Here is an 18,703-nt window from a genome sequence, read left to right on the forward strand (position 1 = left end):
GGGCGGCCCGAATACGCTTGAGCGATCAGGCCGCTTCGATATCGGCTGTCTCGGCGGCTTCCATCGCGTCGAGATCGGCAATCACCTCCTCGAATGCGGAAATCGCCTGTTGAACCGCCGCGATCTGCATCAATTCCCAGCCGGTCACCGGACCTGCACGGTTCTGCAAGGCGACCACCAGATCCCGCCGCTGCTCCTTCAGTTGCACCAGCGGCAAACCATGGTCCGGCAGATGTCTCATCATGTCAAAGCTCCAACGCCCCTCAAGCGGCATAGCGACAGGCTAGCGGGCCGCGCTGGCAATCCACTTACGAAAGTCCGGCTAATTTTATCGATCAGGCCAGCGCGACCGGTGCCGCCATGATGGCGCTGGCCAAAACGTCGCTGATCTTCGCAGTGGCGGCTTCGCTCACATGCAAGCGGTCGCCGTGCCCGTCGTCGAGCGCCGACAACGGAATCTGGCCGGCCTCATGCCAGCTCTTCATCAGATTCCAGCGCCTGAAGACATTGACGTCGGCCGCAGACGTGACCTTCTCGATGCGCCGCTGAATGTCCTCGGCACGCGCCAGCCTGCTGGGCACCGTCACGATGGCAGCCGTATATTGCAGGTCCATCACGATGGCATCGATGGCCAGCCCCGCCAGCCATCGAAGGCCGACGCGCAGCGCCGCCTCGACGTCATCGGGACTGTAGACCTCGGGCCTGTAGGCGGCGTTGGTGCCGACCTGCCAGATGACGAGCGAGGGCTGCTCCGCAATCACGTCGCATTCGAAACGCGAGAGCTCCTCCGGGGATTCCTGTCCGCCCACACCCCGATTGAGGACGTCGATCAGGCAGCCGAAATTGGTCTTGCGCAGCGACTGCTCGATCCGGGCCGGAAAAGCGACAATTCCGTTGGTGCCGGCGGTGGAAGATGAGCCAAGCGCCACGATCCGGGTCTTGCGCTGCGCATCCAGACTCTCCCTGAACCGTCTGATCGGACGAGGAAAACCGGTGGAAACGTCGGGAAATTCGAGAGAGCCTGTCGCGGTCATGGTCACCTCTGACGAACCACGCTTTCTGATTGCAATTGCATGCCCTGGCCGCCCGGCCATTGCAACTCATCGGCAGGGCCATAGTATAACGAGCGGCGCTGTGGGGCGCGTCAACGGAGACCAGGGACGGAATGAACGGAGCAGTGATTGTCATTACGGGTGCGCAAGGGGCGCTCGGACGCAGCGTGGCCGATCTCGCGCTCGCACGGGGCGCGCATGTGGCCGGGATCGATCATGCCCAGGCCGAAATCCCGGCGAGTGACGACCGCATCGAGCTCGGAGGCGTCGATCTCTCCGACCCCGAGCAGGCAAAGGTCGCGATCGACTCCGTCGCCGCCCACTTCGGCACTCTGGATGCGCTGATCAACATCGCCGGCGCGTTCGCGTTCGAGACGACTGCCGACGGCGACGATTCCGTCTGGGAGACGATGCATGCGCGAAACCTGATGACCGCGCTGCACGCATCGCGCGCGGCGATTCCGCATCTCGTCCGCTCCAGCACGGGCCGCATCGTCAACATCGGCGCCATGGGCGCGCTCCAGGCCAGTGCCGGCATGGGCCCCTATGCGGCCTCCAAGTCGGGAGTGCATCGCCTGACGGAAGCACTCGCGGCCGAATGGAAGGGCAAGATCACCGTCAACGCCGTCCTGCCGTCGACGATCGATACGCCGGCCAACCGCGCCAGCATGCCCAAGGCCGATTTCGACAAATGGGTGACGCCGCAGGAACTCGCGGAGGTTATTCTGTTTCTAGCCAGCGACGCCGCGAGCGGCGTGACCGGCGCGCTGCTACCGGTTGTCGGCCGGGTGTAGCGAAGCCAGCCGTTCACCCCGACTTGGCGCTGACATCACCGGACTCGGCGGGCTAGACTCGCGCGCGCTCTGAGTCGCACACATCGGACGGCCCCTTGGAAACCGCGCTCTACCTTCCCGTCAAACGCTTCCTCGAAAACCTCGGCTTCTCGGTCAAAGGGGAAATCGGCGGTTGCGACGTGGTGGCGCTCAAGGGCGACGACCCGCCGGTGGTCGTCGTCTGCGAGCTGAAGCAGGTCTTCAACCTGGAACTGCTGCTGCAGGCAGTCGATCGGGCCGGTGCCTGTGACGAGGTGTGGGTTGCGGCGAACCTGTCGGCACGCGGCAAGGGCCGCGAAAGCGACTCCCGCTACCGCAATCTGTGCCGCCGGCTCGGCTTCGGCATGCTGGCCGTGACCTCAGCCGGACACATCGAAGTGCTGGTGCAGCCGCCCACCACGGCGCCGCGCAAGAACCCCAAGAAACGTTCGCGTCTCGTGATCGAGCATCAGCGGCGCAAGGGCGACCCCGTCGCTGGCGGCTCGACCCGGGCTCCCATCATGACGGCCTATCGGCAGCAGGCGCTGGCCTGCGCCTCGGCGCTGTCGGGCGGGCCGAAACGCGTCCGCGACCTCCGAGCGGACATTCCGGATGCGCCGAAGATCTTGCAGCGTAACGTCTATGGTTGGTTCGACCGCGCCGAGCGCGGCGTCTATGTCCTCACGAAAGCCGGGCTCGCGGCCTTGCGCCGCTGGCCCCAGGATATCCACATGACGCAGGCAGCGTTGCCCAATCGCGACATGGTGAACGCATAGCTGGGCTGCCCCGCGGAATATATATTGCAATGCAACAATCCTGCTTCTAGGTATCCCGGACGATTCACGAGGCCCCCATGAGCGAAGATTGGAACACCAAGTACGGTCCGCGTCGCGTCAGGCGTGATCCCCCGACACTGGAAGAAGCGATCTTCGCTGCGTCAGGCATCACCGACGATGTGCAGGCTCAGGCCGAGATCGCGTCGGCGCTGATGGGTCTGCCGCTCGAGCAGGTGCTTCCCGAGGTGAAGAAGGCAGTCCGCGTTGCCGCGCGCACCAACACGCGCGTCATCACGGCCGACCAGGGCACGCAGCAGCGTGCCGTCGTGGTCGAACGCCGCACCGTGCGCCGCTTCAATTTCGACAAGCGCACCGGCACCTGAACGCCGCCCTCCGGGGCGCATCGGTAATGCAGTCAAACGAAAAGGCGCGGCAGCGGTGATCGCTGTCGCGCCTTTGTCGTCGCAGCAAACGGCTCGGCTCAGGCGGCGCGCTTGTCGCCGTACATCCGGGTCACGAGCTTCCAGCAGGCCCGGTTGAGGGTGAAGAACGCGCGCGCTGCCGCGATCGGCGCATCGATCACGAGCTTCGCCAGCTCATCCTGGGGCTGCTCGGTCAGATCGATCGTGCCGGTCGATTCGCCATGACGGAACGCCAGATGCGCGCCGAATTTGGCCGCCAGCGCCCGCATCGCATGGTTCTGCGATCCCGTCGTGACGCGGAGCTTGCGATAGCCCTTCCAGCGCGCCTCCGAGATCACCCGCTGGAACAGCAGGCTGCCGACCCCGCGGCGACGCACGCAAGCCTCCACGCTGAACGCAATCTCCGGAAGCCCGTCCTCGGACTGCTCCGGCGGATGCAACTCGGCGGCCCCGCGCACCATGCCATTTTCCATGTAGGCGACGACGATTGTGCCATCGGCCGCACAGCGGGCCGCATAGCGTTCGATGAAACTGTCATCGAGGAAGCCGTTGAATCGATCGTGCCGGCTTTCCGCATCGAGCCGCAACAGATGATCGCGCAGCAACGGCAGTTCTTCGTGCTGGCTGAGGGTCCGCACATAGCCGAAGCCCGGCCGGGGACGAAAAGTATCTACCTGTGACACTGCCTGAGACTCCTCTCGAGAGCCCTCGCACACAGACGTCTTTCCCTAGACAGGAGCTATATTGTGCATCGCAACATTCATTGCAAGCCCCGCGCTCTACGGAGAGAACATGCGGCCATGCAAGGATCGCGTGAGTTAACGATTCGTTTGTGTACGAATCATCACAGCACGAGCTGAGTCTGGGTCACGAGTGCGACCAGCCTGCCGTCGTCGGTCTCGATCCGGGTTTGCCACACCTGGGTGCGGCGGCCGCGATGCACGGGCGTGGCGGTTGCCGTCACCACCGTCCCCTCCTTGGCGCCGCCGATGAAGTTGGTCTTGCTCTCGATCGTCGTGGTGCCCTTGGCGTCCTGCGGCAGGTTGATCACGGTTGCGGCCGCGCCGACCGAATCCGCCAGCGCCATGACGGCGCCGCCATGGATGGTGTGATGCAGAGTGCAGAGATCCGGCCGCACCTGCATTTGCGCCACGACGCGATCGGCGCTGGCCTCGGTGAAGGTCACACCCTTCAATTCCGCGAACGGCATCTTCATCGCATTGATCTTGTCGAGTGGCGTCATGCCTTCCCTCCCCCGTTGATCGGACGACCCGTCTTCGCGGGTCAGCGCCGCATCTGGATGCGCCGGGCTTCGAACCCGAAGCAATGACCTGAGAGGTCATTGCTTCGGTCCGATCGTGCCGCCGCTCAGACCTTCTCGATCCCGCACCACTCCGCGATGAACAGCGCCATGGTCTTGGTCACCTGGCGCAGCGAGTCGAGCTCGACATATTCGTTGAAGCCGTGCATGGCGGCGCCGGTCGCGCCGAAGCAGAGGCTGGGGATGTTGTAGTTGAGCCCGTAGAAGCGGGTATCCGTGAGCGCCGTGAAGACGAGATCCTGGACCTCGCCGCCGTAGACGGCGGTGAAGGCCTTGCCGAACGCCGCCTCCGGCTCGGCCGAATTGGTCAACTCGTAGCCTTCGGACAGGAAGCCCGACCACTCGACGACCGGCGGATTGTTGGAGAGAAAACGATGATCACGCGAAGCCGCGGCGACGCAGGCGAGGATCTCGTTCTGGCAGTCCTTGACCGACCAGCCCGGCAGGATGGCGATGCGGCAATCGACGTCGCACCAGGCCGGCACGCTCGAGGCCCAGTCGCCGCCTTTGATGATGCCCGGATTGAAGTTGATCGGATGCGTGAGCGTCCTGAAATGACGATCGCTCTTGGCGCGCTCGTTCCAGTCCGCCTCGAGCTTCTCCAGCGCATGGATCAGATGATAGCTCGCCTGGATCGCATTGGCGCCGACGCCGGCCTCGAACACATGCGCCGGGAAGCCGCGCACTTTCAGGCGGAACCAGATCACGCCCACCTGAGAACGCACCATCTTGCCGCTGGTCGGCTCCGGGATGAAGCAGGCATCCGCGCGGTAGCCGCGCTGCAGGGTCGACAGCGCGCCGACGCCGGTGCTCTCCTCCTCGATGACGGATTGGATGTGAATTCGCGCCGTCGGCTTGAAGCCGGCAGCCTTGATGGCATCGAGCGCATAGAGCGCGCCGATGGTACCGGACTTCATGTCGCAGGCGCCGCGGCCATACATCCGACCGTCGCGGATCACCGGCGAGAACGGCGGCGTCTCCCACATGTCGAGCGGACCGGCCGGCACCACGTCGCAATGGCCCTGCAGGATCAGCGATCGCCCGGCCGACGTCGCCGGCCGGTAGGTTCCGACCACGCTGCGTGCTCTCGAGAAGTCGTGCTCGATCGGGCCGTAGCCGCGCATCTCCTTGAGATCGTCGAGATCGATGTGCCAGTCGTCGACCTCGTAGCCGCGCGCGCGCAGGAGATCGCTGAACATGTCCTGGCACGGCCCTTCGGCGCCGCGGGTCGAGGGGATGGCGACGAAGTCGCTCGTGGTCGCAAGCTGCCGGTCGAAGTCGGCATCGACGGCGTCGACGATGCGCTGCGTAATGTCCTGGGTGATCATGCCTGTCGAGGTTCCAATTGCCGATGACTGCAGCAAATCACAATCTCATGCAGAGTTGCACCGGATTCGCCGCTGCTTTCAGAATCGCAAGGCCGCCCGTACATTCGCGCATACGAAAATGGCCGCAACATACTTTGGAATTTAACATGTCGGATCACCGCAATATCCTTTATTTCCTCCTCGGCATTCTCAGCGCGGCGATCATCGTGCTCGGCTACAATTTCTATCAGGCCAAGAAGCAGCCGGAGGGTGTCCAGATCAATATCGGGCCAAACGGACTGAAGATCGAAGGAAAGTGATGCGTTCTCAAATCTCCTCGTTCGCGAATGTCGCAGCGCGCCCTCTCGGCGTCCTCGGTGTCCTGCTTTTGGTTGCCGCACCCGCGCAGGCGCAATATGTCGGGCGCGAGCAGGACATCACCGATCTCCGGCTCGGCCAGCGGGTGCTGGTCGATGACGGCACCTGCCCCGCCGGCCAGGTGAAGGAGGTCTCCGGCTCCAAGATGGCTGAAACCGGTATTGTCCGCACCACGAAATGCGTGCCGCGCTTCGGGCCGAAGAAGAAGTAGCTGACCTCGTTCGATGCGGCTCTCGCCGCCGACCTCCGGCGCGTGACCTTCCGCACAGTCCCACAGCCGCGCATCGACGATGCTCCTGCCCGTGGACAAGCGGGGACGCAGCATGTCGATGTCAGCGGTGCAGGATCACGGCTTCTTCGAAGCGGCCGACCGGCCGCAGCCGGTCAAGGCCGATTTCAGCCGTTACGCCCTGCTCGGCTATCTGTCGATCGCGCTGGTGTTCGGCGGCTTCGGCGTGTGGGCGGCCTATGCGCCGCTCGATCGCGCGGCGATCGCACCGGGCACCGTGTCCGTCTCCGGCGATCACAAGGTGGTTCAGCACCGTGAGGGCGGAATCATCAGGGAGATCCTGGCCAAGGAAACTCACGCCGTGCATCGCGGCGACCTGCTGTTTCGGCTGCAGCCGACCGAGGCCCAGGCCAACACCGACCTCCTTCGCAAGCAGATGGACGCGTCGCTGGCCGAGGAGGCGCGCCTGCTCGCCGAGCGCGGCAATGCGCGGATGATCACGTTTCCCGACACGTTGCTCAACCGCCAGAACGTGCCGGAGGCGGCGCTTGCCATCGCCGACCAGCAGCGGCTGTTCGTCGAGCGCCGCAATGGCCTGATCAGCCAGATCAACATCCTCAACTCGCAGATCGCCCAGCAGCAGCAGGAGTTCGCCGGCCGTGACCGCCAGCGCGCCGCGCTCTCCGCGCAGCTCGCGAGCTTCGAGACGCAGATGAACAATGTGCGCCCGGCGGTCGCCGCAGGCTATTATCCGCGCAACAAGTTCCTCGAGCTGGAACGCGAGCGCGCCCGCGTCGAAGGCGATCTCGGCCAGGCGCAGGCCGACGTCGCGCGGCTGACGCAGACGGCCGCGCAGACGCGCCTGCAGATCGATCAGACGCTGCAGAAATATCTGACCGAAGTCGGCCAGCAGCTCGACGGCACCCGGGCCAAGCTGTCGGACCTGCGCGAGAAGCTGGTCATCGCCGAGGACGTGCTGCGCCGGGTCGACATCCGCGCCGAGCGCGACGGCATCGTCATGAACATGAAAGTCCACACCGTCGGCGCCGTCGTGAAGCCCGGTGATACGCTCGCCGAGATCGTTCCGGTCGGCGAAGGCGTCGACGTGATGGCGCACGTCTCGCCGCGCGACATCGAGAGCGTCGCCATCGGCCAGAGGGCCGAGGTGCGCTTCTCCAATTTCTCCTCGCGCACGACGCCGACGATCTTCGGCAAGGTCTCGAGCGTCTCGGCGGACGCGATGTCGGACGAGGCGACCAAGCAGAGCTACTATTCGGCGCGCGTCGTGATCGACTATTCGACCATCCCGCCCGAGATCGCCGAGAAGATCCTGCCGGGCATGCAGGCCGACGTCATCATCTCCACGGGAGAGCGCACCGTGCTCGAATATCTGGTCGGCCCGCTGCTCAACACGCTCGCCAAGACGTTCCGTGAGAAATGAGCCGAGAACACCTATGCCGACGGCACCGGTGGCGCGCCCGCGACGACAGCAAGGTCGCGGGCACGCCGCACGCCGATGGCGTCCAGCTCGCTGCCCTGTTCCGGATCGGCAAGCCTCTCACGTATCGCTCCATCCAGATCAGCAAGACCGGCTGCTGTCGCCACTCCTCCGGACATCGCGAGCTGCCAACCTCTGGTGTCCGCCAATTCAGCCAGAAGCGCCGGCCACTCCGTCCCGAGCCCGAGCACAGTCACCTGCGACGTGCGTCCAAGGGTCAGTTGCCCGACAACGATGTCGCCAAGGTGAGCACCAATCGCCAGCTCGACGGGCCGACCGATCTCCGCGGCGATCTTTTCGTTGACGCGGTCCATGACCACGTCCATGGCGCCGACCGCCTGCAGCGCATCGCGGCAGCCTTGTTCTGCTCCCTGCTCCTCGCCGAAGACGGCGAGCACGCCATTGCCGAGAAAGCGATCGATGCGCCCGGAATGGGCTTCGATCGCCCTGCCAATGGCGCCGAAGATCTCGTTCATCATGAACCCGAGGTCGGATGGCAGCCGGTCGCGCGCAATGGCCGCAAGCGGACGGACGCGGACGTGGACCAGGCATACCGCACGGCGCTCGGCGGGAAGGTGGTCGACGAGGGGCGCCCTCTCTGCTTGATCGCCGCCGAGGAGACGCGTGATCGTCAGCGGCGCCGCCGGACGGATCTGGCAGGCCAGGCGCACATTCGCCGGTGCCGCCAAGTCGGCGAGCATGACGCGCTCCGCGTGGCCGGGCGGTGCCAGCGTCTCCGCACCTTCATCAACCCGGACGCGACAAAGACCGCAGCGGGCACGGCCGCCGCAGTCGGACCGCTGCGAAAGATCGTTGCTGCCGATGATCTCCAGCAGCGTCGGACCGACCGCGGCCCGCACCGTCGCACCACCCGTGAAAGCAATGGCGATCTTCGGCGCCGCGAGCGACGCGACGTGACGGAACGCGATGATCGTCACGCCTGCAACGAGCAGCGCGACGACCGCGATCTGCGCCGAAACCTGCAGCAGGGCGATCCACTTCCCGTCGAGTTCGCTCGGCCAATGGGTGACCTGGCGCATCTGCTCGGCCATGCCGGGATTGCCGAGCAACGCGGCGACGGCGCGTCCGGACACCACGAACCCCATCAGCGCCGCCATCGGCACCGCGACGGCGAGAACAACCAGCAGCGGCTGGACGAGGCGGTACCAGCTCCGGAATTTCAGCCAATGATGCAGGCCGACGCAGCCGTGGATCCAGACCAGCAGCAGCAGCGCGGTCTGAATCCAGGCCGCCTTGGGCCACAGCAACGCCAGCGCATAGAGGTAGCCATCCTGAACGCCGAACAGCGCATGAGCCATGTGGGTCTCGATGACATGCGGCAGCAACAGCAGCGGGATCGCAAATCCGGTGGCGATCTGAACAAACTCCCACGAGGACAGCCGCCACGTGCCGCGCTGAACCGTCTTGGCGAACGCCAGCACGACATGCGCGAGCAATGCCGCCGACAGCACGATCATTCCCGGCCACGATCGGGTGACGACCAGTCGCCATTCCTGCACCTCGTCCATCGCCTCGAGGCTGAACAGACCCACCGCATGGTTGAGAAAATGCGTCGCGGCGAACGCAAACAGGACGAGGCCGGACATGAGCCGGATGTTCTGGGACGTTACGGCAGGCATGAGCTCACTGTGATTCAGGCAAGCTGCGAAATCTGAGCACGACTGAACCATCCGGTAGCGGCTGCCACCGGCCAACTCAAGCGCCGGCAGATCAGCCTCGAGCTATGTGAGGTCAGTCACGGTCGACGACGGGTGCCCCGGGCGAAGCTCCCCAGCACCATCGCAAGGGGATCCGACATGACGAGCACCACCCGAAGCCCGCTGGGAACCGCGCTCCGCGCCTGCTTTCCCGCGCTCACCGCGACGTTCGTGCTCAGCCTCTTCATCAATGCGAGCATGCTCGCCTCGCCCCTCTATTCCATGCAGGTCTACGACCGCGTCCTCACCAGCCGCAATCTCGGCACGCTGGTCATGCTGACGCTCATCGTCGGTGTCTTCCTGGTGCTGTATGGCGTCCTCGAATTCGCCCGTTCCGGCGTTTTGGCCCGGGCCGGCGTGCAGTTCGAAGGCACGCTGCGCCACCCGCTGTTCGAGACGATGATGAAGGCGGAGCTGTCGCCGCGGCATCGCTTCGGCCAGCAGATCATCCGTGACGCCGAGACCATCCGCGACTGCATCTCCAGCGGCACCGCCGCCATCGCCTGCGATCTGCCGTGGACGCCGGTGTTCGTCGCGCTGTGCTTTCTGCAGCATGCCTATCTCGGCATCCTCTCACTGCTCGGCGCGATCGTGCTGTTCTCGCTGGCGCTGCTCACCGAATTCTACACGCGCGCCAGCGTCGAGCGCACCAACGCGCTGGCCAACGAGGCCTCGCGCTTCGTCGCAGCGGCGCTGCGCAATGGCGAGGTCGTGCGCGGCCTCGGCATGGGCGACATCGTCATGGACCGCTGGAGCTGCCGGCAGTCGGCGATGGTCGATGCCCACAGCACCCTCGTCGAGCGGGGCGCGGCGATGCATTCCGTCACCAAGTTCGCGCGCATGGCGGTGCAGACCTCGCTGCTGTGCATCGGCGCCTGGCTCGCGATCGAGCAGCAGATCTCGCCCGGCGCGATGATGGCGACGTCGATCATCATGGGCCGCGCGCTGGCCCCGGTCGAGCAGGTCGTCGGGCAGTGGAAGCGCATCATCGCATTCCGCTCCGCCTATCGCCGGCTGGAGGAGCTGTTCCAGGCCTTGCCGGTCACGGCTGCACCGACGGCGCTGCCGACGCCGCGCGGCGACATCGACGTCGAGAACGCCGTGGTGTGGCCGCCGGCGGCCGGCCGCCCCTCGGTCAAGGGCGTCAGCTTTTCGCTCAGAGCCGGCGAGAGTCTCGCGATCGTCGGCGCCTCCGCCAGCGGCAAGTCGAGCATGGCGCGCGCCATGGCCGGCGTCTGGCCGCTGCGCGAAGGCGTGATCCGCATCGACGGCGCCGCCTACAGCCAATGGGACCCAAACCGGCTCGGCAAGCATATCGGCTACCTGCCGCAGGACATCGAACTGTTCTCGGGCACCGTCGCCGACAACATCGCCCGGCTTGCGAAGGTCGACGAGGCCGCCGTTGTGGCTGCCGCCAAGGCCGCCGGCGCGCATGAGGTGATCCTGCGCCTGCCCAACGGCTACGACACGCCGATCGGTGAAGGCGGCGTGGCATTGTCCGGCGGCATGCGACAGCGCGTCGGCCTCGCCCGCGCGCTCTACGGCAATCCGCGGCTCCTGATCCTCGACGAGCCGAACTCGAACCTCGACGAGGACGGCGAGCGGGCGCTGGCGCAGGCCATGGCCCAGGCGAAGGCCGCCGGCCGAACCGTGATCGTCGTCACGCACCGCCCGCAGCTTCTGGCGCATGTTGACCGCATCATGGTGATGGCCTTCGGCAAGACGCTGGCATTCGGCCCGCGCGACGAGGTGATCGCCAAGATGCGCGGCCAGCGTGTCGTCGTCGCCCACGACCGGGCGACGGCCAGCGCCGCGGCCTGAACGAACCCAGTGCAGATCTCACACCGCAAGGAGCCGGCCATGATCAAGTTCACATCGTCTACGAGGACCCTGCAGCTGGCCTTCGCGACCGCCGTCCTGTTGCCGATCTCGGCTTCGGCGGAGACGCCGATGACCGCGCGGCAGATGCTGGCCCACGCGCAAACTCAAGCCCTCAATGTCCCCAGCGATATCAGGAAGCCCGAGCTCGACCGCAGCGAAAAGATCACCAGCGAGGCCGCCTCCGCAGGCAATGCCGCCATCGCCGCCCCGCTTCCGGTGATCGAACCGCCGGCGCCGATGTCGCCGCCAGCCCCGGCGCTCACCGCACTGGCTGCGCCCGTCCCGGCGCCTGAGGCAGCTTCGTCGCAGACGCGTACCAACTCGCTCACGGCCGCCGCGCCCGTTGCTGAAGCTGCCAAGACGTCGAATCCAACGCTCGCGACACCGCCCGTGGCCGCCACCACCGAAACACGCCCGATGGCACCGGCCGCGACGCCGCCCGTCACGGCCGCAGCTTCACCGGCCCTCGTCCCCGCGACCGCTCCCGTTGCCGCGCCGCCCCAGTCCGGCCTGCCGGGCGCGGCGGCCACCCAGACCACCGGGACGCAACCGGCCGCCTCGTCGTCCGCCGAAAAGCCTGCTCCTGCGCGACATCAGCCAACCCGTGCCAGCGCGGCAGCGGCCCGCCCTGCGCCCAAGCCTACTGCGAGATCGTCGAGACACAGCGACGAGGATGCCATCAGTACCCGGATCTCGCGCATCATGCGCCGGCCGGACGTGCAGTCATTGATGTCGCAATATGGCCTGGATTGACGACGAGCACCGCGGACGATGGACGCTGATCGACATCGGTTCAGACGGCTGATCAGTTGGCCGGATCGAACATGCACTGCAGCGCGGGCTTCGCGATCTTGGTGAACGTGGGCCCGATCTCGGCTCGCTTCGGTGCGGGCACCCAATCGGTCTCGATGGTCGGCACGCCGGTCTCACTGATCCCGCGCAGCAGCGCCTCACGCAAGTCGGCATCCTCCACCATAGCGGCCGCATGATCATGCAGGCAGGAGCAGACAGCTTCAGGACGCGTCCACCGGTCGAGCATATGAGGCGCACATTGCCGTACGAACTCGCCGCGCAGATCTGGCAATCGGGTCGTCGTCCGCGCCTCGACGAAGGACCAGAAGAGGCACGGCAGCACGGCAAGCGCCGCAGCATCCAGTCGAAAACGCATGGTGGACCGCTGGTGTTTGTTTTTCGTCATGTCATCCACGCAGGCCGCGACGACACGATTCGCATGCCGCCCACGCTTTCATACCCGCTTCACGTTTCAAGCGGCCTGCGGCACGGGCACAAAATGGTTTCATGGGCCCGCCGCTCCGTTTCATCGCGACCCACCCGACGACACAAAATACAATCGAAACGAGAGTGATCTAAAGCGCCACCTGCTTTGGCCGAGCCAGCGCGATCCGGGGCAACCCTTCAATCTGCCGATGGAGAGCTTCTTAACGACCTGGCGCTAACCGTGGCCGGCAGGGAGAACCTCCCAGATCGCTACGGCGACCCAGCAGCGCGGCGCGTTGGGGGACGACGTTGCTCCCTCAGGGTCACCATGGACAGGCGCTTGCACACACCCAAGCCGAAGGTATCTCGCCGCAGCTCGCTGGCTACGCCGATGGCGCAGCAGCGAACCGAGGGCTATGCCGGCTCGACGCCACAGAGCCTGGTGCGGCTGATCGGCTGTCACGATTCCGCCAAGCACAAATTGCCCAGCGAGGCTTTCGGCAGCCGATCGTCCCCTGGCAGGTCCCTTATTGAATGAAATCACCGCACTTCTGGACTGCGCCGTCATCGGATTTGCCCCAAGGCATGATCGGGACGGAGGAGGTCGAGTTCTTCGGTGAGCCCTCGATCAGCCTGTCCGAGTAAACCATGTAGACCAGCACGTTGCGCTTGGCGTCGCAGCCACGAACGATCTGCATCTTCTTGAAGAACAGCGACCGCCGCTGCCGGAACATGTCGTCGGCCTGTTCGAGCTTGCGCTTGAACCTGATCGGGCCGATCTGCCGGCATGCGAGCGAGATGTCGGAGACCTCCTCAGCCAGGCCCAGCCAACCGGCATATCCGCCCTTCTGCGGCACCGTGAAGTGGCAGGCAACGCCCTCGACCTCTGGATCATCAACGCCATAGGTCGCGAGCTTGTCATTCGGGCTGAGCAATTTGAACACGGTGGACCGACGGAAGATCAGATCCGGCTCGTCTGCGGCGTATGCTGAGATCACAGGCGAGGACAATCCGATAAGCAGCAGGCAAGCGAGGGTTTTCAGCCACAGATCAAACCGTTTGGTGGCTCTGAACGACATGTCGGTCTCCGTTATACCGCCGATGCTCGGCATACCGCCCATGTAGGGACACAAATGCCTGCAAGGAAGGCGCTCCAGCCCGTGACCTTCCACTACCCGTTTAACGGGATGTGAGGCTTTTCTGCTACGATTGGAACGAAATCACGCAGGGCAGAAGCCCCAAGCTGGTGAACGCAGACTCCGTCTGCGACACTAAAGACCAGATGGTTCTTGAGGATTTGCCGGAATGCTCTGCGTTCGTGCAGCCGCCAGGGGGCGGTTCTATTGTGCAGCAATCGTTTCAGTTCCGCTTGCCATAGCAGCGACCTCACAGGCTGACGCAGCGTCATATTACTACTGGAACGACGCTCAGCCCGTCACCATTGCTCCGACCATACGCCCGGCCGTGCCGCGCAAGCCCAAGGCGCGCCACCTCGACAAGCTGACAAAGACCGAGAAGGAGGCTGCCAAGCCGCAAGGACCGGTCACGATCGCGGTGTCGATCAACAAGCAGCAGCTCAAGGTCTACGACGCAAACGGTCTGTTCGCGGAAGCACCGGTCTCGACGGGCATGAAGGGACATTCCACGCCGTTGGGCGTGTTCAGCGTCATTCAGAAGCAGAAATTCCATCGCTCCAACATCTATAGCGGCGCCCCGATGCCGTTCATGCAGCGCATCACCTGGTCGGGCGTCGCGCTCCATGCGGGCGTGCTGCCCGGCTACCCAGCCTCGCATGGCTGCATCCGCATGCCGGCAAGCTTTGCAACCCGCTTCTACGGCTGGACGCGCATGGGATCCCGGGTCCTGGTCACGCCGAGCGAAGTGGCTCCTGCGAGTTTCTCGCATCCGATGCTCGCTGCCCTGAAGGTACCGCAGCCGAGCGCATCGGTGCAACCCGATGCGACTGCGCCGGCAGCGATCAAGTCGGACAAGGGCGCCGCCGTCACCACCGCGATCACAGTCGCGACGACGGATCTGCGCGCCACGATCGGTCATGCCGAGAGCCCGCGCTCCGGCGAAGGATCGCCCGCCGCGTCGCGCCAGGTGCGGACCGCCGATGCCAGCAACGCCAACGGACTCCCTCCGATGGTCTCGGACGCTTCCCCAAGCGCCGAACCATCGCGCTCGCTCCCGATGGAGGTTCAAAGCGATACTGCCGATCTGAAGCCCAGTGTCGCCGAGATCAAGATTGAGCCCGCGATCGCCGACGCAGAGGCGAAGTCTGCCCCCGGCGACGTGGCTCCGGCGAGCGAGCCCACGAATGTTGCGCAGGTGGCCGCTCCGGCTCTCGAGAAGCCGGCTGAGGCATCGGCGAATGCCGAAGCCACCGGTTCGACCGAACTCAAGCCTGCTGAATCCAAGTCGGTAGAGTCCAAGCCTGCCGACGCCCCGATCGCGGAGCAGCCTGCGTCGCCGCCCACACCGGCGGCAGAGGCACCGGCGAAGCCGGTCGATCCCAACGATCTCGCCAAGGATCAGTCGCGTGTTGCCGCACCGGACAAGCCGATTGCGCCCAAGCCCGAATTGAAGCGCAACAGCCAGATCGCGATCTTCATCAGCCGCAAGGATTCGAAGCTGTACGTGCGGCAGAACTTCGCTCCGGTGTTCAACACCCCGGTCACCATCGCACCGGGCGACAAGCCGCTCGGCACCCACGTGTTCACCGCGACGGCTGACAAGGCCGATCCGGCGACGATGCGCTGGTCCGTCGTCTCGCTGCCCTCCTCGGCGCGGAGCACCGAGGCGAACGATGGCACTGCCAGGGCGGTCCGGCGGGGTAAGAAGTCCGCGGGCGCCGATGCCGAGCCGAAACAGGTCGTTCAGCTGAGCAGCGCGGCCGAGGCGCTCGATCGCATCACCATTCCCGCCGATGTCATGGCGTGGCTCGGCGAAGCCCTGTCGACCGGAAGTTCGCTGATCGTGTCCGATCAAGGCATCAATCAGGGCGAAACCGGCGAGGGCACCGAGTTCATCCTTTCGCTGCGCTGACGACCGACGACGTCCCTCTTTCCGCCCCACGGCAGGGGTATCCCCATGCCGGAACGCAGTCTGATCCAGCGCAACGTGGCGGCCGTTGAAGCAGCGGCCGGTCGAGCGCGGGCACATTCATGCTGACGGGGCTGGCTCTGCTCAGGGAGATTCACATGATCGATCGCAGGATGGTTGTTCTCGGCATTGGCGCCTCGTTGTCGGGTGCGACGCTCACGTCGCAGGCTGCTCGTGCCGACAATGCGGCGAGCAAGATGACCGCCTATCGCTTCTCCTTCCCGGCGCTGGCCGGTGAGCCGATTCGGCTCGCCGATTTCGCGGGCAAACCGGTGCTGGTCGTCAACACGGCCTCCCAGTGCGGCTACACCCCGCAATACACCGGGCTCCAGAAGCTGTGGAGCGAGTTCCATGAGCGCGGGCTGACGATCATCGCCGTGCCGTCCAACGACTTCAACCAGGAGCCTGGGATCGCCGGCGACATCGCCGAGCAGGCCAACAAAGACTATGGCGTGACCTTCCCGATGACCGCAAAAGCGGTGGTCACCGGTTCCAACGCCCACCCATTCTACCGCTGGGCTGCCGAGGCGCGGCCCAAGGAGACGCCGCGCTGGAACTTTCACAAATATCTGATCGGTCGTGACGGCTACATCGCCGACGTGTTCGCCTCCTCGGTTGAGCCGACGGATACGCGGGTCAAGACCGCAGTTGCCCGGTTGCTGGCGAACGGCTGAGCAACACTCGGCAGGAATGCGGCGGAAGCTGGCAACTTCCCCGTGTTTTTGCCTTGTTTCCTTTTGGCGCCACTCCGGCTGCTGGGCTAGTATCCCGGCCGGATGACGGAGCGACTCTCGACGCTGGCGCTCCCGTTGCAACAACCCCGAGGAAACACGATGCGGATTGCAGCAGGATTGGTGTTCGCAAGCTCTTTGGCGGCTTCGCTGTTGACGTCTGGCGCGGCCTGGTCCCAGGCGCAGCGCACGGCGGCGGCGCCGACCCCGGCCGCTGCTGCTCCCGCACCGGCCCCTGTTCCCGCCGTCGCCGCCCAGACGCAGCCGCCGCGCGCGCCCTGCATGAACCCCGATGCGCTCGGCGTCGGCCGCACCGTCGAGATCGATACGACCGGTGGTCCGGGATTCGGCTTCGAGCACTTCAAGGACCTCGACTTCCTGAAGGATCACGAGGTCGTGCTGACCTTCGATGACGGTCCGTGGCCGGAGAACACGCCCAGCGTGCTCAAGGCGCTTGCCGACCAGTGCACCACCGGCATCTTCTTCATCATCGGCAAGCATGCGACCTATTATCCGGAGATCCTGAAGCAGGTCTACAATGCCGGCCATACTGTCGGCACGCACACCTGGTCGCATGCGACGCTGACCAACAAGAAGCTGACCGAGGATCAGCGCAAGGAAGAGATCGAACTCGGCATCAGCGCCGTGAAGTGGGCGCTCGGCGGCAATTCCCCGGCGCCGTTCTTCCGCTTCCCGGCATTGCAGCATCCGCCGGAGATCGTGACCTATCTCGGCACCCGCAACATCGGCATCTTCTCCTGCGATCTCGACTCGTTCGACTTCAAGGCGCGCAATGCCCAGGCGGTGATCGACGTCACCTTCAAGAAGCTCGACAAGCTCGGCAAGGGCATCATCCTGATGCACGACTTCCACAAGCACACCGCCGAGGCCCTGCCCGAGATGCTGCGCCGCCTGAAGGCCGGCGGCTACAAGGTGGTCGCGATGCGCGCCAAGGCGCCGGTGCAGTCGCTGCCGCAATATGACGAGCAGCTCGCCAAGGTCGCGAAGCTTCCGACGGTGAGCCAAAGGCCGGTGTCGAGCGTTGTGACGACAGTGTCCGAATGAGACGGGATTCCTTTCGTCAGTGACCAAGCTTCGTATCGAAGGTTACGTGATCGTGTCGGCCGACGGGATGTTGGCCGACGCGAGCAATGCGATGCCGCCCGCCCTGAAATTTCCCGGCGACGCCGCATTCTTTTCCCAGGCTCTCGATGGCGCCGATCTGATCGTCCACGGCCGCAACTCCTATGAGGACCAGCCGAACTCGCCGAAGCGCCGGCGCATCGTCGTGACCGGGAAGGTGGCGGGACTGGCGCCGGATCCGGAAAAGCCGCTCTCCACCCTTTGGAATCCGGCGGGGACCTCCTTCGAAGCCGCCTGTGAAGCCGCGGGCGTCAGCTCTGGCACGGTGGCGGTGATCGGCGGTCCCGTCGTGTTCGAGATGTTCATGGACCGCTACGACACCTTCTTCCTGTCAATGGCCCCCCACGTCTCCCTGCCCGGCGGCGCACCGTGCTTTCCCGGCGTCGGTCCCGACCGTTCGCCGCAGCAGGTGCTGACGGCCCACGGCTACACGCCCGCCAATCAGCTGATGCTCGATCCTGCCCACGACGTCAGCGTGACCGCCTGGAAACGCACCGCTCAGAGCTCCCTCTAGATGTCTCCATACGCGCTCTGCTCGGGCGCTTTCGGACCCTTGCCATAGCCGAAGATCATGAACAGCGCGCCGATGATCGACAGGTTCTTCAGCGCGTCGATCAGGGTCTTGGCGTTGTCGGGCGGGGCCTGGTTCCAGAAGTCATGGAAGTAGAAGATGGTCGCGCCGACGAACACGATCATCAGAGCCGCGAAGAAACGTCCGAGAAGGTTGAGCGCGATCATCACGCCGGCGAGCACCTCGAACGCGCCGGCCGCGATCGCCAGGATCTGCGGCATCGGCATCTTGGCAGCGGCCTCGAGCTGCGCCGCATAGGGCGCGAGCATCGTGGGAATCGTGACCTTGGCGGCGATGAGATCGGCGGTGGCGGGAATGCCGAACAGCTTGGTCGCGCCCGTGTAGATGAAGATCACGGCGAACAGAACGCGCCCGAATGTAATGAAACCCGGCATTCTCGCCCTCACGGATCAACTTCAAACGATGTGTCGCCGGCCCACCGGGCCGGATATGTGACGTCGCGAACGCTTTTCAACAATAAAGGCGGGCGGAATACGACCGAAACCGGACGAATTCCGCCACACTTCGATCACGCCAGCAG

The 18,703-nt window shown here is 65.1% G+C and carries 21 protein-coding genes; 12 read left to right on the top strand and 9 right to left on the bottom strand.

Going from position 1 to position 18,703, the window contains the following annotated elements; translation table 11 throughout:
- Positions 1-25: 25 nt before the first annotated feature.
- Both QX094_RS28110 and QX094_RS28115 read right to left on the bottom strand, forming a co-directional pair.
- The gene (locus tag QX094_RS28110; RefSeq protein ID WP_012044361.1) at positions 26-244 is read right to left on the bottom strand and encodes a hypothetical protein; all 219 of its coding nucleotides are present in this window, start codon (positions 242-244) and stop codon (positions 26-28) included.
- A gap of 91 nt (positions 245-335) precedes the next feature.
- Entirely contained in the window at positions 336-1,034 is a 699-nt protein-coding gene (locus QX094_RS28115) for an SGNH/GDSL hydrolase family protein (protein WP_316184904.1), read from the bottom strand.
- A 131-nt stretch (positions 1,035-1,165) separates the two neighbouring features.
- Here QX094_RS28115 and QX094_RS28120 point away from each other — a divergent pair, with 131 nt between their 5' ends.
- From QX094_RS28120 to QX094_RS28130, 3 genes are all read left to right on the top strand, one after another.
- Positions 1,166-1,846, top strand: a complete 681-nt coding sequence (locus QX094_RS28120; RefSeq protein WP_315749997.1) for an SDR family oxidoreductase — start codon at positions 1,166-1,168, stop codon at positions 1,844-1,846.
- 95 nt (positions 1,847-1,941) lie between these two features.
- The gene (locus tag QX094_RS28125) at positions 1,942-2,640 is read left to right on the top strand and encodes a DUF2161 domain-containing phosphodiesterase (RefSeq protein WP_316173792.1); all 699 of its coding nucleotides are present in this window, start codon (positions 1,942-1,944) and stop codon (positions 2,638-2,640) included.
- A gap of 77 nt (positions 2,641-2,717) precedes the next feature.
- Positions 2,718-3,023: a hypothetical protein gene (locus tag QX094_RS28130; RefSeq protein ID WP_172109527.1), complete on the top strand. Its 306-nt coding sequence runs from the start codon at positions 2,718-2,720 to the stop codon at positions 3,021-3,023.
- A gap of 98 nt (positions 3,024-3,121) precedes the next feature.
- Here QX094_RS28130 and QX094_RS28135 read toward each other — a convergent pair whose 3' ends face one another.
- From QX094_RS28135 to QX094_RS28145, 3 genes are all read right to left on the bottom strand, one after another.
- A complete protein-coding gene (locus QX094_RS28135) occupies positions 3,122-3,778 on the bottom strand; it encodes an N-acetyltransferase family protein (RefSeq protein ID WP_409977870.1) in 657 nt (218 codons plus the stop codon).
- Between the two features lie 128 nt (positions 3,779-3,906).
- Complete coding sequence (locus QX094_RS28140; RefSeq protein ID WP_315712326.1) at positions 3,907-4,305, bottom strand: PaaI family thioesterase; 399 nt, start codon at positions 4,303-4,305, stop codon at positions 3,907-3,909.
- A 125-nt stretch (positions 4,306-4,430) separates the two neighbouring features.
- A complete protein-coding gene (locus tag QX094_RS28145) occupies positions 4,431-5,711 on the bottom strand; it encodes an ArgE/DapE family deacylase (protein ID WP_315712327.1) in 1,281 nt (426 codons plus the stop codon).
- Between the two features lie 146 nt (positions 5,712-5,857).
- Between QX094_RS28145 and QX094_RS28150 the strand changes: the two genes are divergently transcribed.
- The 3 genes from QX094_RS28150 to QX094_RS28160 all read left to right on the top strand — a co-directional run bounded on the left by QX094_RS28150 (position 5,858) and on the right by QX094_RS28160 (position 7,738).
- Positions 5,858-6,010: a hypothetical protein gene (locus tag QX094_RS28150; RefSeq protein ID WP_315712328.1), complete on the top strand. Its 153-nt coding sequence runs from the start codon at positions 5,858-5,860 to the stop codon at positions 6,008-6,010.
- Positions 6,010-6,279 carry a DUF6719 family protein gene (locus QX094_RS28155; RefSeq protein WP_315712330.1) on the top strand — a complete coding sequence of 90 codons (270 nt, stop codon included), beginning with the start codon at positions 6,010-6,012 and terminating at the stop codon, positions 6,277-6,279. Before QX094_RS28150 ends, QX094_RS28155 begins: the two co-directional genes overlap by 1 nt.
- A gap of 112 nt (positions 6,280-6,391) precedes the next feature.
- Positions 6,392-7,738: an HlyD family type I secretion periplasmic adaptor subunit gene (locus tag QX094_RS28160; RefSeq protein WP_315712331.1), complete on the top strand. Its 1,347-nt coding sequence runs from the start codon at positions 6,392-6,394 to the stop codon at positions 7,736-7,738.
- Between the two features lie 11 nt (positions 7,739-7,749).
- Here the strand turns inward: QX094_RS28160 and QX094_RS28165 are convergent, their stop codons facing one another.
- Positions 7,750-9,510, bottom strand: coding sequence for a 2Fe-2S iron-sulfur cluster-binding protein (locus tag QX094_RS28165; RefSeq protein ID WP_316188394.1), 1,761 nt, complete (start codon positions 9,508-9,510; stop codon positions 7,750-7,752).
- Between the two features lie 102 nt (positions 9,511-9,612).
- On the opposite strand from QX094_RS28165, the gene QX094_RS28170 reads away from it, so the two are divergent.
- Together QX094_RS28170 and QX094_RS28175 are read left to right on the top strand one after the other, a co-directional pair.
- Entirely contained in the window at positions 9,613-11,334 is a 1,722-nt protein-coding gene (locus QX094_RS28170; RefSeq protein ID WP_315712333.1) for a type I secretion system permease/ATPase, read from the top strand.
- Between the two features lie 39 nt (positions 11,335-11,373).
- Positions 11,374-12,147: a hypothetical protein gene (locus QX094_RS28175; protein WP_316184899.1), complete on the top strand. Its 774-nt coding sequence runs from the start codon at positions 11,374-11,376 to the stop codon at positions 12,145-12,147.
- Positions 12,148-12,199: 52 nt separating this feature from the next.
- Here QX094_RS28175 and QX094_RS28180 read toward each other — a convergent pair whose 3' ends face one another.
- Together QX094_RS28180 and QX094_RS28185 are read right to left on the bottom strand one after the other, a co-directional pair.
- Positions 12,200-12,562: a hypothetical protein gene (locus QX094_RS28180; protein ID WP_316185087.1), complete on the bottom strand. Its 363-nt coding sequence runs from the start codon at positions 12,560-12,562 to the stop codon at positions 12,200-12,202.
- 577 nt (positions 12,563-13,139) lie between these two features.
- On the bottom strand, positions 13,140-13,691 hold the full coding sequence (locus QX094_RS28185) for a CreA family protein (RefSeq protein ID WP_315712646.1): 552 nt from the start codon (positions 13,689-13,691) through the stop codon (positions 13,140-13,142).
- A gap of 226 nt (positions 13,692-13,917) precedes the next feature.
- Between QX094_RS28185 and QX094_RS28190 the strand changes: the two genes are divergently transcribed.
- The 4 genes from QX094_RS28190 to QX094_RS28205 all read left to right on the top strand — a co-directional run bounded on the left by QX094_RS28190 (position 13,918) and on the right by QX094_RS28205 (position 18,105).
- Positions 13,918-15,660 carry a L,D-transpeptidase gene (locus QX094_RS28190; RefSeq protein ID WP_316184898.1) on the top strand — a complete coding sequence of 581 codons (1,743 nt, stop codon included), beginning with the start codon at positions 13,918-13,920 and terminating at the stop codon, positions 15,658-15,660.
- A gap of 155 nt (positions 15,661-15,815) precedes the next feature.
- Positions 15,816-16,391 (top strand): glutathione peroxidase, encoded by a 576-nt coding sequence (locus QX094_RS28195; protein ID WP_315712337.1) that lies wholly within the window; start codon positions 15,816-15,818, stop codon positions 16,389-16,391.
- 159 nt (positions 16,392-16,550) lie between these two features.
- On the top strand, positions 16,551-17,513 hold the full coding sequence (locus tag QX094_RS28200; RefSeq protein ID WP_315712338.1) for a polysaccharide deacetylase family protein: 963 nt from the start codon (positions 16,551-16,553) through the stop codon (positions 17,511-17,513).
- Between the two features lie 19 nt (positions 17,514-17,532).
- A complete protein-coding gene (locus QX094_RS28205) occupies positions 17,533-18,105 on the top strand; it encodes a dihydrofolate reductase (protein ID WP_316173799.1) in 573 nt (190 codons plus the stop codon).
- Here QX094_RS28205 and QX094_RS28210 read toward each other — a convergent pair.
- Entirely contained in the window at positions 18,102-18,557 is a 456-nt protein-coding gene (locus tag QX094_RS28210) for a DoxX family protein (protein ID WP_315712340.1), read from the bottom strand. The two genes, QX094_RS28205 and QX094_RS28210, sit on opposite strands and share 4 nt — an antisense overlap.
- Positions 18,558-18,703 lie beyond the last annotated feature (146 nt).

The sequence above is a fragment of the Bradyrhizobium sp. SZCCHNS1050 genome, from assembly GCF_032484785.1.
In the GTDB taxonomy this organism is placed as follows: Bacteria; Pseudomonadota; Alphaproteobacteria; order Rhizobiales; family Xanthobacteraceae; genus Bradyrhizobium.